Source organism: Hyphomicrobium sp., assembly GCF_051860585.1.
In the GTDB taxonomy this organism is placed as follows: domain Bacteria; phylum Pseudomonadota; class Alphaproteobacteria; order Rhizobiales; family Hyphomicrobiaceae; genus Hyphomicrobium_C.
In genome coordinates this window covers 326,110-340,189 of sequence record NZ_JBHYDS010000004.1, presented here as the reverse complement: position 1 = coordinate 340,189, position 14,080 = coordinate 326,110, and the positions used below count along the sequence as shown (strand labels likewise).

At 66.0% G+C, this 14,080-nt stretch carries 11 protein-coding genes; 7 read left to right on the top strand and 4 right to left on the bottom strand.

Annotated elements, in window-relative coordinates:
• Window positions 1-18: 18 nt before the first annotated feature.
• Complete coding sequence (locus ACTIFK_RS09045) at window positions 19-456, bottom strand: cupin domain-containing protein (protein ID WP_439542730.1); 438 nt, start codon at window positions 454-456, stop codon at window positions 19-21.
• Between the two features lie 35 nt (window positions 457-491).
• A complete protein-coding gene (locus ACTIFK_RS09040; protein ID WP_439542729.1) occupies window positions 492-3,014 on the bottom strand; it encodes a response regulator in 2,523 nt (840 codons plus the stop codon).
• Between the two features lie 267 nt (window positions 3,015-3,281).
• On the opposite strand from ACTIFK_RS09040, the gene ACTIFK_RS09035 reads away from it, so the two are divergent.
• Window positions 3,282-3,638, top strand: coding sequence for a flagellar biosynthetic protein FliO (locus tag ACTIFK_RS09035; protein ID WP_439542728.1), 357 nt, complete (start codon window positions 3,282-3,284; stop codon window positions 3,636-3,638).
• 70 nt (window positions 3,639-3,708) lie between these two features.
• Window positions 3,709-6,369, top strand: coding sequence for a DUF3772 domain-containing protein (locus ACTIFK_RS09030; RefSeq protein WP_439542727.1), 2,661 nt, complete (start codon window positions 3,709-3,711; stop codon window positions 6,367-6,369).
• A gap of 67 nt (window positions 6,370-6,436) precedes the next feature.
• On the opposite strand, the gene dksA is transcribed toward ACTIFK_RS09030, so the two are convergent.
• The gene (gene dksA / locus ACTIFK_RS09025) at window positions 6,437-6,802 is read right to left on the bottom strand and encodes an RNA polymerase-binding protein DksA (RefSeq protein ID WP_439542765.1); all 366 of its coding nucleotides are present in this window, start codon (window positions 6,800-6,802) and stop codon (window positions 6,437-6,439) included.
• Window positions 6,803-7,521: 719 nt separating this feature from the next.
• Here dksA and ACTIFK_RS09020 point away from each other — a divergent pair.
• Together ACTIFK_RS09020 and ACTIFK_RS09015 are read left to right on the top strand one after the other, a co-directional pair.
• A complete protein-coding gene (locus ACTIFK_RS09020; RefSeq protein WP_439542726.1) occupies window positions 7,522-8,397 on the top strand; it encodes an AAA family ATPase in 876 nt (291 codons plus the stop codon).
• A 126-nt stretch (window positions 8,398-8,523) separates the two neighbouring features.
• Entirely contained in the window at window positions 8,524-8,709 is a 186-nt protein-coding gene (locus tag ACTIFK_RS09015) for a hypothetical protein (protein WP_439542725.1), read from the top strand.
• Between the two features lie 128 nt (window positions 8,710-8,837).
• On the opposite strand, the gene ACTIFK_RS09010 is transcribed toward ACTIFK_RS09015, so the two are convergent.
• The gene (locus ACTIFK_RS09010) at window positions 8,838-10,550 is read right to left on the bottom strand and encodes a methyl-accepting chemotaxis protein (protein ID WP_439542724.1); all 1,713 of its coding nucleotides are present in this window, start codon (window positions 10,548-10,550) and stop codon (window positions 8,838-8,840) included.
• Window positions 10,551-10,761: 211 nt separating this feature from the next.
• On the opposite strand from ACTIFK_RS09010, the gene ACTIFK_RS09005 reads away from it, so the two are divergent.
• From ACTIFK_RS09005 to ACTIFK_RS08995, 3 genes are all read left to right on the top strand, one after another.
• Window positions 10,762-11,136: a hypothetical protein gene (locus tag ACTIFK_RS09005; protein WP_439542723.1), complete on the top strand. Its 375-nt coding sequence runs from the start codon at window positions 10,762-10,764 to the stop codon at window positions 11,134-11,136.
• Window positions 11,137-11,645: 509 nt separating this feature from the next.
• Window positions 11,646-13,100: a YcjX family protein gene (locus tag ACTIFK_RS09000; RefSeq protein WP_439542722.1), complete on the top strand. Its 1,455-nt coding sequence runs from the start codon at window positions 11,646-11,648 to the stop codon at window positions 13,098-13,100.
• Entirely contained in the window at window positions 13,097-14,080 is a 984-nt protein-coding gene (locus ACTIFK_RS08995) for a YcjF family protein (RefSeq protein ID WP_439542721.1), read from the top strand. Before ACTIFK_RS09000 ends, ACTIFK_RS08995 begins: the two co-directional genes overlap by 4 nt.

Here is a 14,080-nt window from a genome sequence, read left to right as displayed (position 1 = left end):
GACGTTCAAGCGTGATGTTCAGGCGGCTGTCAATCGCGCCATCGCTTCGTCCGCGAGCGTTTCCAGCTCCGGCAACAGGACCACGCTCTCCTGCTCGTTCGGGTCGGTGCGCGCGATGACGGCCGAGACAGGCTTGCCACTCAGATTGATCGGCAGGTGCGGAACGCCAGCCGGGATGTAGACCAGATCGCCAGCCTTGTTGATCATCTGATGCTGGAGGCGATCGCCGTAAAGCGTCAAGGCCTCGCCGTCGAGGATGTAGATCGCGGTCTCGTGGTTTTCATGCAGATGCGCCTTCGCGCGCGCGCCCGGCGGGATCGTCAGCAAGTGCATGCAGATGCCCTTCGATCCCACGGTCTCGGCGGCGATGCCGCAGAAGTAGGTCAGGCCCTGCTTGCCGGCGTAGGTCTCGTCCGCGCGCACGACTCGGCACATGGGGGTTTCGGCGTCGCTCATTCAAGCCTCCTGAACCAGCGCCCTCTCCGGCTTCGCTAAAGCGCGAGCTGCTCTTTCACCTTGGCGGCCAACTGCGGCAGGGAGAAGGGCTTCGGCAGGAAGGCGAACTGCTCGTTCTTGTCGAGGCTGGTCTCGAAAGCTTCGTGCGGATAGCCGGAGACGAAGATGATCTTCATGTCCGGGGTTTTCTTGCGCAGCTCCTTGAGCAGCGTCGGTCCATCCATCTCGGGCATGACGACGTCCGAGACCACGATGTCGACCTTGCCCTCGTTGGCGGCCATCACTTCGAGCGCCTCGACGCCGGTGGTCGCCTCCAGCACCTCATAGCCTTGGCGGCGCAGCGCACGCACGGCGAACGAGCGCACGATGTCTTCGTCCTCGACCAGGAGCACGCAGCCGGAGCCCGTGAGATCCTGCGGACGCTCCTTCTTTGTGGTTTTCTGCGCAACCAGCTCGTCTTCGTTGCCGGGCATGTAGCGCGGCAGGTAGACGCGGAAGACGGTGCCGCGGCCGAGCGCCGTTTCCGGATAGATGTAGCCGCCGGACTGTTTGACGATGCCGTACACCGTCGAGAGGCCGAGGCCGGTGCCCTTGCCGATGCCCTTGGTGGTGAAGAACGGCTCGAAAATCTTGGCCATTACCTCGGGCGGCATGCCCGAGCCGGTGTCGCTGACCTCGATCAGCACATATTCGCCGACCGTCATGCCGTGATGGGACAGGCGCTGGCTCTCGCGCTCGGTGACGTTGCGGGTGACGATCGAGAGCGTGCCGCCTTCGGGCATGGCGTCGCGTGCGTTGACAGCCAGGTTGATCACGACCTGCTCGAACTGCGTGCGGTCGGTCTTGACGTACCAGAGATCGCGGCCGGACGGCATCTTGAGGTCGATGGTCTCGCCGATCGAACGTTTGAGGAGCGGCGAGATTTCGCCCAGCACTTCACCGAGCTGCAGCGGTTCGGTCTGCAATGTCTGGCGGCGCGAGAAGGCGAGCAGCTTGGCGACGAGACCCGCCGCGCGCGTGGCGCTGGAGCGGATGTTCATGATGTCCTTGTGCGCGGGATCGCTCGGACGGTGGGTCTGCAGCAGCAGATCCGAGAAGCCGATAATGGCCGTCAGCACGTTGTTGAAATCGTGCGCGATGCCGCCAGCGAGTTTGCCCACGGCCTCCATCTTCGAGCTCTGCGCGAACTTGGCTTCAAGCGCCTTCTGCTCGGTCGCGTCGATCAGGTAGAGGACGGCTGCTTCGCGCGCGTCCTTGGCCTGGGTGAGCGGGGCGAGATAGACGCGGCGCGAGAATTCGCTGTCGGGGCCGACCGTGATGTCGATCGGAGCTGCGCCCGCGGTTCCCGCCAGCACCTGCTTGATGGCCGTCTCGACGGTCGCAAGCGTGTCGGTGCTCGCCGACCGGCAGAGGACGGGGGCCGCAAGCGATCCAACCGCGGAAAGCCCATCGGGGATCATGCGCGCGAAGGCGGCGTTGACGCTCATCAGGCGGCCGTCTGGCCCGAGGGTCGCCATGCCGAACGGGGCCGACTGGAAGAAGCGCGCGAACCGGATCTCGGCAGCGCTCGCTTCGCCTTCGGCGGTGCCGGCTTCACGGCGATAGGCTGCGATCAGCAGGCCGCCGTGCGCATCGCGGCGGGCGAAGAAGCGGAGCGGCACCTGGGTGTTCTTGTCGATCGTGACATCGAGATCGACGCCCTGCCCGGTCGTGTAATAGGCCGCCGCCGCATTGACGATCAGCTCGACGCCTTCGGGTGAGACGATATCGGCCAGCTTCAAATTGCGTTCGGCGACGGCGGCCGGCTCAAGGCCGAGCCAGCGCAGCAACGTGGCGTTCAGGCGGCGGACGGAACCACGCGGATCGACTTCGAGAAGTCCGGCGGGGGCGCTGTCCAAACGCTCGAGCGTCGCTTCAAGCATGGAAACGGCGTTCGCCTGGTGGGCGCGTTCGAGCGTCACGTCGGCGACGGTCCACAGCATCATCGGGCCGAGGTCGCGCTCGTAACCGGGGACGCTGCAGGCGCGGTGCGAGACGCGCAGCAGGCGCGTGTGACCCGGCGCCGTCAGTGCGATCTCCTCCCGCCATGGTTCGCCGCGCGACGCCGCGCGCTCCAAGCGGAAATAAGCGGCCGTCGCGCGGGCGTCGCCTGCAAACAGTGTTTCGAGCGCCTTGACCTCGCCACCGGCGGTCATGCCGACCAGATCGGCGAGTGTCTTGTTGGCATAGAAGGGGCGGCCGTCGCGGCGGGTGACGAGGATGCCGTCGTCGAGATTGTTGGCCAGCGCGCGGATGAGATCGTCGTCACGCACGCGCTCGCCGATACGAATGTGGCCGGCGATATAGGCGAAGACGGCGGCGAGGCCGAGCATGGCGAGCACAGCGAGAACCGTCAGCAGCAGCGGCTCGCCGGCGGGCGAGGCGACAAGCGCCAAGACCAGTGCGCCGGCCGCAACCGAGGCCGCGATGATCGGGACGATTCCGGCTTCCTGACCGCCGCTCAGGGGCGGGGCCGCCGATACGCCGGCTTGGGGTGGTCGGACATTGCTCTCACTCATAAAGGCGAAAGCTATCTGATTCTCAGGGGTGACCGCCCGGGAAGCCTGCATGTGGGTACTGAACTCTTACGCTAACGTTTACGCCCGTGCCGGAATGCCGCGAATTCGCCGGAGGCCCCGCACTGAGGCCCGCCCGGCGCCGTGTTGCTGCGCCCCGTCACACCCACACTTCGATCATCAGGGTTAAAATGGAATGAATTCCGCGCTATAGGGAATCTGCGAAACGCGCTGAGGGAGGACGCCCGGGGGTGCCCGGGTGGCAGGAACATGTTGGACATCGTCTACTATCTTGCGGTCGTGATCGCCCTCGCCGTCGCGACGATCGCGGGCGCTTTTTTCGTGCGAAACTACCTGTCGGGCAAAGGCCCGGCGCAGGCCGTCAGCGGCCTGTTCGGCCCGAAGCCCGAACGGCGGCTTTCGGTCACCGAACAATTCAATCTCGACGGCCGCCGGCGGCTCATTCTCGTGCGCCGCGACGGGGTCGAGCATCTGATCATGACGGGCGGGCCGGTGGACATGGTGATCGAGACCGGCATCGGCGCTCCGACCGGTTCCGCCGAGAGCACAACGCCGGACGCATCATCGCCCGGCACCGTCTCGTCGCGCGCTACGCTGCGCACGTGATGCGCCCCTCGCCGTGCGCCGGCAGCCGTCCGTCACGCGGGCGCGCACGTTTCAGTCACGAGGACGAGTGATGGCTCCGGTTCGGCAATTCCTGCGGTTCGCGGTGCTGGCGCTCTTGCTGCTGGTAGACGCGGGCGTTGCGTCGTCGCAGACACCGCCCGCGCCTGCCGCTTCGCCGCCCACGTCCGACCCGTCCGGCGCCGCGGCGCCTGCCCCTCCGCCGGCTTTGCCGCCCGTTCCGGCGGAACCCGCGCCACCCGTGCTGACGGGGGCGGACCTCAAGGAGGTCGAGGACCTGCAGCGCCCAGTCGACCAGATCAGGGGCGACATCGAGCGGCTCGAGAACGCCGTCAATCGCAATCTCGACAACGACCAGGAACTGACGCGGCTGCGCACGCAGCTGCTCGACGTTTTCGACGGAGCCAACGCGGCGCGCGAGGCCATCAAGCCCAAGCGGGAAGCCGTGCGCCAGCAGGTCGAGCAGCTCGGTCCGGCCCCGGCAAAGGATGCCGCTCCGGAAGCCGCCAACGCCGCGGCTGAACGGGCGCGTCTCACCACAAAAGCGGCCGAACTCGACGGCGCGCTCAAAAACATCGAAGTCACCGTGGTGCGCGCGAACCAGTTGCGCGACACCCTGCAGCGCGCCCGCCAGGAGCTGTTCGCGTCGCACATCCTGAAGCGAAGCCCCTCCCCTGCGCTACCGGCAACGTGGGACAAGCTCAGCGAAGATGTGCCGGGAGCCGCGCGCCAGGTGCACGACACGCTTTCCGACTGGTGGACGCTGGCATCCCGCCGGAGTGCGGAACTCGCGGCGCTGATCGGCGGCGTGGTGCTCCTGCTGGTGTTTTCGGCCGCGCTGGTGCGGCAGTTCCTGGCCCGCCACCTCGACACACCGCGCGAAAAGCCGCCGAGTTTCTTCGCGCAAGCCGTGACCGTCGGGTGGATGGCGCCGCTGCTGGCCATGCCCGGGCTCATTACGCTGGCGGCGGCCGGCGCCGGTCTCGAGGCGATGAACCTGCTGACCTTCGAAGTCGGCAAGATTGCGCACGCGGCGTTCCCTGCGCTGCTGGTCTACATCGCCGTGTCGGCGCTGGCGCGCGCCATCCTGCAGCCGTGGCGCCCCGACTGGCGGCTCGTCGATCTCTCGACCGAAGCGGCGCGCCGGCTGACGCGCATCATCATTGGCATCGCCGCCGTCTTCTCCGCCGACCTCATCCTGCAGCAGGTGATTGCGCGGCTCTATCTGCCGTTGTCGCTGTCGATCATGGAAACGGCGCTTGCAAGCCTCGCCATCGGACTTCTGATGCTGCAGCTCGTGCACGTGCCGTTCGATCCGAAGCCGCGTGCCGCGCCAGCCGGGCCGGCGCCACCGATCCCTGACGGCGCGGCGTCGCCTGCCGCGGTCACGGCCACCACGCCCGCTATCGACGCCGTCGTCTACGACGATACCTCGCTGCTGCGGCCGCAGATGCTCAAGCTGCCGATCCTGGCGGCGGCGCTCGCCATCCTGGGCACGACCCTGTTCGGATACATCGGGTTGGGGCGCTTCATCGCGCAGCAGGTCATCGTGACCGGCAGCGCGATCGCCGTCGTGCTCGTGTTCCATCTCGCCATTCGCGCGCTGCTGGGCGCGCCCGGCACGGGCATCACGCCGCTCGCGAAAGTGCTCGAAGAGCGGGCGGGCCTCGACGAAACGCAAAGCCGCTTGCTGACGCGGGCGCTGTCGGCGCTGCTCAACATCGCGCTCGCGCTCGCTGCCGTGCCGCTCGTGCTGATCACGTGGGGCTATACGCTGGCCGAAGCGCTCGCCTGGGTGCGGGCCGCAGTGCTCGGCTTCCAGATCGGCGACTTCCGCATCTCGCTCGCGCGGATCATGCTCGCCGCGCTGTTGTTTCTCGCACTCGTGTTCGCCACGCGGCTCGTGCAGCGCTGGCTCGACAAGGACGTGTTCCGGTCGCCGCGCATCGACCAGGGCATCGCCAATTCGGTACGGACGGCCGTGGGCTACGCCGGGTTCATTCTGGCGGCGCTGGTGGCGGTATCCTACGGCGGGCTCGACATCACGAACTTCGCCATCGTCGCCGGCGCGCTGTCGGTCGGTATCGGCCTCGGCCTGCAGTCGATCGTGAACAATTTCGTATCCGGCCTGATCCTGCTGGTCGAACGGCCGATCAAGGTCGGCGACCGGGTTTCGGTCAATGGCCTCGAGGGCTTCGTGCGGCGCATCTCGGTCCGCTCGACGGAAATCGAGACGGGCGAACGGGCGAGCCTCATCGTTCCCAATTCGGCGCTCGTGACGTCGACGGTGACCAACTTCACGCATCGCAATTCGCTCGGCACCGCAACGGTGCGCGTGACCGTCGGCGCGAAGGCGGATCCGGAGCGCGTTCGCGATGTGCTGCAGCAGGTCGGCAAGGACTGCCCGCTGCTGCTTCCGCATCCGGAGCCCGTCGTCACGCTCGAGAACCTGGGCGTCAACGGGTTCGAGTTCTCACTCGGAGGCGTCACGCCCGACGTGACGAAATCGGGCGCGGTGCAGAGCGATCTGCGGTTCCGGATCGTCAAGGCGCTGCGGGACGCCGGCATCGAAATGGCGCACACGCAGCAGGACGTGCACCTGCGCGATCTCGATGGGGTGCGCACGATCCTCATGCGGCTCGCCGAAGAGCGGGCGCGGCAGGCGGGATCGCCCATGGCGTCCATGGACGGCAAACCGGAGCGGAACAGCTAAGCCGCTGCTACCGGCCGTCTCACGCGCGGGCTCTCAAGCGCGGGCATGGCGGCGTTCGCGAGCGGCCTCAGTCCTCGCGGTAGACGCGCTCGCGGCGTTCGTGGCGCTCCTGCGCTTCGACGGACAGGGTCGCGATCGGCCGTGCATCGAGCCGCTTGAGGCCAATCGGCTCGCCGGTCTCTTCGCAGTAGCCGTAGGTGCCGTCCTCGATCCGCGCCAGGGCCGCATCGATCTTGGCGATAAGCTTGCGCTGGCGGTCACGCGCCCGCAACTCGAGATTGCGGTCCGTTTCGGAGGTCGCCCGATCCGCGAGATCGGCGTGCTGCGTCGAATCCTCGTGCAATCCGGCCAGCGTCTCGCGGGTCTGGCGGATGATCTCTTCCTTCCAGGTCGTGAGCTTCTGGCGGAAGTAGGCCCGGTGCTTCTCGCTCATGAACGGCTCGTCCTCGGAGGGACGATAGTCGGGCGGGACGACGATGGTGGAAGCCACGCCTGCCTTGGCGGTGAGCTTCTTGTCTTGGGTCTTCTCGATGGCGCGGGTCCTCGGTTTGCTCGCAGGCGCGGATTTCGCAGCCGCTTTCGCAGGATGCTTCGTGGCTGCCTTCGCGGAAGTCGACTTTGCGGCAAGAGACTTTGCGGAAAGAGACGGGGACTTTGCGGACCTTGCCGCGGCCGTGCGCGCGGGCTTCGCTTTCGCGGGCGCCTTCGACGGCGTCTTCGCGACGGACTTGGCCTTTACGGCGGTCTTTTTCGGAGCGGCCTTCGCTTTGGCCGCCTTCGCAGTAGCTCGCTTGGTCATACGTGGCCTCCAATAAAGGGCCTACCTAAGTGTACGTCTGCCGCCGCCGTTCCCCGCTCGTCTCAACCGTCCCGAAGTTCGGCGTGGCTCTCTTGGCGGGAGCGGCCTCTTCTGTCAAGAAAATCCGCTGCTTAACTGTTAAATCCATTGCGGCTCTTCAAGGGCCAAGCTGCGGATATTTCGACCGATTTGGGCTCATTCGTCTGCCAGCCGCGCCGCTTGTCCCCAGCAACTTTCGTCCCGGCGGGGATTTTAACCCGTCAGGCGGCTGATTTCCCGCGGCGGGACGACGTCTTGCGGCCGCGGGGCGACACTTCTATGACGGCGTTCAGCAACGACGGAGACACTCAGCCATGGCGAAATCGGGCGCGGAGACGGGCACGCAGCGATTCGAGGGTACGGACCGCTACGTGGCGACGCGCGACCTGACCGTGGCCGTCAACGCCGCCGTCACGCTGGAACGCCCGCTGCTCATCAAGGGCGAGCCCGGCACCGGCAAAAGCGTGCTGGCGCAGGAAGTGGCCCGCGCACTCGGCGCGCCGCTGATCGAGTGGCATGTCAAATCGACCACCAAGGCGCACCAGGGGCTCTACGAATACGACGCCGTCTCGCGTCTTCGCGACGGGCAGCTCGGCGACGAACGGGTGCGCGACATCCGAAACTACATCCGCCGCGGCAAGCTGTGGGATGCGTTCGTTTCCGAGGCGCGGCCCGTTCTGCTGATCGACGAGATCGACAAGGCCGACATCGAATTCCCGAATGACTTGCTGCAGGAACTCGATCGGATGGAGTTCTTCGTCTACGAGACCAGCGAGACCGTCGTCGCACGCGTCCGCCCGATCGTGATCATCACGTCCAACAACGAAAAGGAACTGCCGGACGCGTTCCTGCGGCGGTGCTTCTTCCACTACATCAAGTTCCCCGATCCGGAGACGATGGCGCAGATCGTCGACGTGCATTTCCCAGGTCTCAAGGGCCGGCTGGTGTCGGAAGCGCTCAAGGTGTTCTACGATCTGCGCGACATGCCGGGCCTCAAGAAGAAGCCCTCGACATCGGAGCTGCTGGACTGGCTGAAGCTGCTGCTCAACGAGGACATCGATCCGGCCGTGCTGCGCGAAACGGAAAGCCGCAAGATCATCCCCCCGCTGGCCGGCGCGCTGCTCAAGAACGAGCAGGACGTGCACCTGTTCGAGCGCCTTGCCTTCATGAGCCGACGGAAGGGCGATTAACGCCGCGTCAACCTTGACGCGCGATTTGGCCGGTTCCGGGCTGCGAAACTCTCAGCATTAAGACAACTCTCACCGGACCCGTGTCACGCTCCGATCGATTGAAGTCAGTCATCGAGAGTGCACGCCATGAGTCAGTCTCCCATCCGCAGCGGTCTCCTGTTCGCAGTCGTCCCGCTGTTGCTGCTGCTTGGCCTGCCCTCGACAGGCTCCAGCGATACCATTTCCGCCCGCGATGGAAGCGAAGTCCGCCTGGAACTCGCGTCGCTGAAGTCCGAAGCGCGCTCGATGACGCTGCACATCGACGGTCCCTGATCGTTTAGTTTTCCCTCGACGAGTTTCTCCCTCGGCGACGAGAAAGGCCGGAGCGTTTGACGCTCCGGCCTTTTTTTATGCGTTGGAAGGTTGCATAGGCGGCTGCTGTCGCAGCCGTCAATCCGCCGTCATGCGGCGGCCACGCCCGCCAGGAAGCGTTCGATCCGAGCTCCCAGCGCCTTGGTCTGCGCGCTCACGCTGGCGCTGGTTTCCAACACCTGGCGCGCGGAATTGAAGGTCGCGGACGCGGCCTCGGTGACGCCCGCAATGGTCTCGCTGACATGGCGCGTATCGCCCGCCGCGTGATGCACGCTGGCATTGATTTCGGACGTCGCGGAGCCCTGCTCCGTCACGGCGGCCGCGATCTGGGTCGTGATGCCGTTGACGTGGCTCACGCGCGCGGCGATCTCGCCGATGGCGCGCACGGCCTCGTCGGTCGCGTTCTGGATCGAGGTGACCTGTTTGGAAATGCTTTCGGTCGCCTGGGCGGTCCGGGTCGCGAGCGTCTTGACCTCGGTCGCAACGACCGCGAAGCCGCGGCCCGACTCGCCCGCACGCGCGGCCTCGATGGTCGCATTAAGGGCGAGCAGGTTGGTCTGGCCCGCGATTTCGCGGATCAGCGTCACGACCTGGCCGATTTCCTGCGCCGACGCCAGCAATTCCGACATGCGTTCGTTGGTGGTGATGGTCATGGAGCTCGTGTCGCTGACGTTGGCGAGCGCGACTGAGATCTGGTTGCCGATTTCGGCGATGGATGCCGTCAGCTCCTCGGCGGCGGCCGCAACAGTCCCGACGTTCGCGGAGGCCTGATCGGACGCGGTGGCAACGAACTGTGCCTTGTCGTTGGTGCCGGCGGCAATGCCTTGCAGGCCGCTTGCCGTCCGATCGAGATCGGCGGCCATCACGGACAGGGCCGCGATCGTCTCGGAGGTATCGGATTTGAAAGATTCGATGAGAGTATCGAGGGCCTCCTGGCGGGCCATCGTGCGGTCCGCTTCGCGTTCGCGCTCGGCTTCCAGCTTGGCCCGTTCGAGTGTGTTGTCGCGGAAAATCGCGACAGCGCGCGCCATTTCGCCGATCTCGTTGTTGTAGCCGGTGAAGGGGATGTCGGCTTTGGCATCGTTGCGGGACAGGCGGCCCATCACGCCCGCGAGCAACGGGATCGGCTGCATGAACCAGCGGGACATGAAGAACCCGGCGATGGCCATCAGCGGCAGCAGCAGACCCGAGGCCAGCAGGATGCGCTTTTCCAGGGCAGCGGCCAACTCATAGGCGAACGATTGCTCGGTGCCCGCAAAGAGAATGCCGATGACGTTCGACGATCGGTCGACGATCGGGAAATAGACGGTGAAATACTGCGTGCCGAGAATGTCGGCGGCGCCGTTGTACGGTTTGCCCGCCATCACGGTATCATAGGCGGCGCTGTTCCGGCCGAGCCACGTTCCCACGGCCCTGCCGCCGTTCGCAGTCTTGACCGTCGTCGAGGTGCGGAGAAAATCGCGTTTTGCCGGGTCGTAGGTGAAAAGCGTGATCGGGTCGTCGGCCATGCGCGTGATGGATTCCACCAGCGCGAAATCCGTGTCGGCCGGGATCTTGTCCATGACGATCTTATGGACGCGCCGATCCGCCCACACCACTTCAGTCGTGGGGTGCGTGGTGCGCAACATTTCCGCGCCGATGCGCAACGACAACTGCTGGCTCTCAATGGCCTTCTGCTCCGCGTCGTCCGTCAGCTCGACATGGACGACGGCCATGAGGCCCGCCGTCGCGACGACGACCGCAGCAATGGTGAGCAGCGAAATCAGGGTCTCGAGCCGAACTCGCCCGAGCAACAAACGCATCGCCTTCATCGTCCGGCCTCTTAACTGCGACGTGTGTATGGTTTTCTCAATTTTGCCTGTGGCTTATGAAATTTTCGTTTCTATTTAAGTTAATTTGCATTAGTCAAAGCACTGACGTGTAGTTCTTCGTCCGCTAACCAATTACCGATTTGGTAACACTTGCGGGCGTATCGTGGTTTTGTTCGATGTCTGATTGATTCAGAGCATAGCCATGACCGTTTTTGACAAGTTGTTGGCCGCGTTCGGGTTGAACAAGCCAAGCCAGAATGCCGCCCCCAAAAAGGGCGATGACTTGGCCTCGATGCGGGCTCTGGTCCGCAAGCGCCAGCGCCTCCAGGACGCATTCATCGTGTCCGACAAGATGATCAAGCCCCGTCCCTGCACCCTGCTCGACATGACGCCGCTCGGTGGCGCGGTCGAAATCTGGGACGAAACTCTCAAGGCCGGACTCCTGACCGGAGAGGTGACCCTTTATCTGCCGGCCGACCGCAAGGAGGTCGTGTGCGCGGTGAAGTGGCGGCGGGATAATTCCTACGGTCTGAAATTCCTGACGCCGATGCGCGAGCCCACCCGCGCCTACCGGTAACGTCTGCGGCTTTTCCGTCACGGCTCCCCGGCATTTCCAAGCCATGCCCAGTCAAGCAGGGTTGCAGCCGCAAAGCTGCCCAAGTGCTGTCGTCCGGTGCCCGCCATCCGAAGGCAGCGTGACGCGCGGGCGGAAATCCGAGCCTCACAACTTTATCGCGCGGCCGAAGCGCATGCGGCCAGGGAAGCGCGAGGGGAACATGAACGGCACCTGACAGTGCGGATCAGGGCCGGTTCATTGAGCGAACCGTAAACATTCGGTCTTACCCTGTATGGCAGCCAGCCGGAGCGGGGCGGGTGGAGACAGCAATGTTCGAATTTCTGAGAAGCGCGACCATCGTCCTCATGGGACTGACCGTGATCGGCGCCGGCGTCATCGTCGTTTTCTACGGCTGAGGCCACGCGCCCGGCGAGCGCTCTCAGCGCCGCGCCAAAAAGGCTTGCAACACAGCGCGCGCCTTGCAGGGCGTGCGTGCGCCGCCTAATTAGGGTGACCACAATGAGGTTCCCTTGGCCGCGCGCGACTTTCCCCAGACCCTTACCGGCAGTCTCACCGAAGCCGGTCAGCTTTTCGCGGACCTGTTCACGCCCTCACTTCGGCTCGGCGTCACTGGGCTGTCTCGCGCCGGCAAGACGGTCTTCATCACGGCGCTGATCCGCAACCTCACGCAAGGCGGCCGGCTGCCGTTTTTCGCGCCCGCAGCCGAAGGGCGCCTGGTATCCGCGCACCTCGACCCACAACCCGACGATCACGTTCCGCGCTTCGATTACGAAGGCCACATCGGCGCGCTGTCCGCCGACCCGCCGGACTGGCCCGAGAGCACGCGCCGCATTTCCGAAGTACGCGTCGCGCTGACGTTCGAGAGCGCTCATCCGCTGCGGCGCGCGCTCGGCCTGCGCCGGCTCAATCTCGACATCGTCGATTACCCAGGCGAATGGCTGCTCGATCTCGCTCTGCTCGATCAATCCTACGCCGCCTGGTCGCGCGATGCGCTGGAGCGTACGCGCCTCGGCGCGGCGGACGGGCCCGCACGCGACTGGCTCGCCTACGCCGATGCGGTCGATGCGAATGCGGCCGAAGACGAGCAGGTCGCGCTCGATGGCGCGCGCCGCTTCATCCATTACCTGCTCGAAACGCGCCGACAGTCCAAAGTCGCAACGCTCGGGCCGGGGCGCTTTCTCATGCCGGGCGAACTCGAAGGCTCGCCGCTGCTGACGTTCTTCCCGATCGCGCTGCCGGAGGGCTCGCCCATCGAGCGCGGCAGTCTCGCGGCGATGATGGCGCGGCGCTACGACAGCTACGTCCAGCACGTCGTGCGCCCGTTCTTCCGCGACCACTTCAGCCGCCTCGACCGGCAGATCGTATTGGTCGACGTGCTCGGCGCGCTCAACGGCGGTCCGGACGCGATCCGGGAACTCGAGCGGACGCTCTCGTCTGTGCTTACCGCTTTCCGGCCCGGTCTCGCGAGCTGGCTGCAATCGCTGATCGGCGCGCGCCGCATCGACAGGCTGCTGTTCGCGGCAACGAAGGCCGACCATATCCATCACACGAGCCACGACCGCCTCGAACGCATCCTCACGCTCCTCACCGAGCGCGCGGCGGCGCGTTCGACGGGAGCGGGAGCGGAGACGCGCGTGATGGCGCTCGCGGCCTTGCGCGCGACGCGCGAAGCGGAAGTGCGGGAGGGACGTGCTACGCTGCCCTGCATCGTCGGGGTGCCGCTGCCGGGCGAAACCGTCGGCAAGGATCGTTTCGACGGCAAGCGCGAAGTCGCGTTGTTTCCGGGCGATCTGCCGGAGGATCCGGCGGCCGTTTTCTCGGGAGCCGTATCGCTCGGCGTCACGTTTCCGCGGTTCCGCCCCGCGCGGCTGTTGCCGGTTTCGGGCTCCGGCGAAACGCCGGCCGCGCCGCACGTGCGCCTCGACCGCGCGCTCGACTACCTGATCGGAGACTGGCTGGCATGACCGACATCAGAGGCCCGCGCGTCTTCGAGGCTGACGACCCCAAGCTGATCGTGCCGTCCTCCCCTCCGCCTGACGAAGACTTCACGCCGGAGGATCCCCAGCGCACGGCTCGCTCATCCAGGGGTGCGAGCATCGGCGGTATTTTTCTCTCCGCCGTGCTGGGGCTCGTGAGCCTCACATTGGCGGCGAGCTTCACCGGGTTCATCTCCGCCGCGCTGGCGCGCGAGGATTGGATCGGCTGGACGGCCACAAGCCTCGCCGGCATCGCGGTTCTAACCGGCCTCGTGATCGTACTGCGCGAATTGATCGGGCTCGTGCGTCTCGGACGGTTGACGCGGCTCAGGCGCGACGCGGACACCGCGCTGCGGACGAACGACCGCGCGCTCGAACGCAAGACCGTGGCGGCGCTGACGTCGGCCCTTCGCGGGCGCAGGGAGCTCGCTTGGAACGTCACGCGTCTCGATGCGCACGCCAGCGACATTCGCGATCCGGGCGAACTGCTGCGCCTCGCCGACCGCGAGCTGATGGCGCCGCTCGACGCCGCCGCGCGCCGTCTCGTGCTCAAGAGCGCCAAGCGCGTGCTCGTGGTGACGGCGATGAGCCCGATGGTGTGGGTGGCGATGCTCTATGTGATGGTGGAGAACGTGCGCATGCTCAAGGGCCTCGCCACGGTCTACGGTGGGCGTCCCGGAGCGCTCGGCGCCCTCAAGCTCGGCAGCCTCGTCATGGGCCATATCGTGGCGACGGGAGGCCTGGCGATGACCGACGACCTCGTCGGCCAGTTCCTCGGCCAGGATCTCATGCGAAGGCTGTCGCGGCGGCTCGGTGAAGGCGCGTTCAATGGCGCGCTCACCGCCCGCATCGGCACGGCGGCCATCGACGTGACACGGCCAATGCCGTTTCTCGATGCGGATCCGATCCGCGTGCGCGATCTCTTGCCGGAGCTGCTGCGCCGGGACGCCAAACCGTCGAAGGCGTAG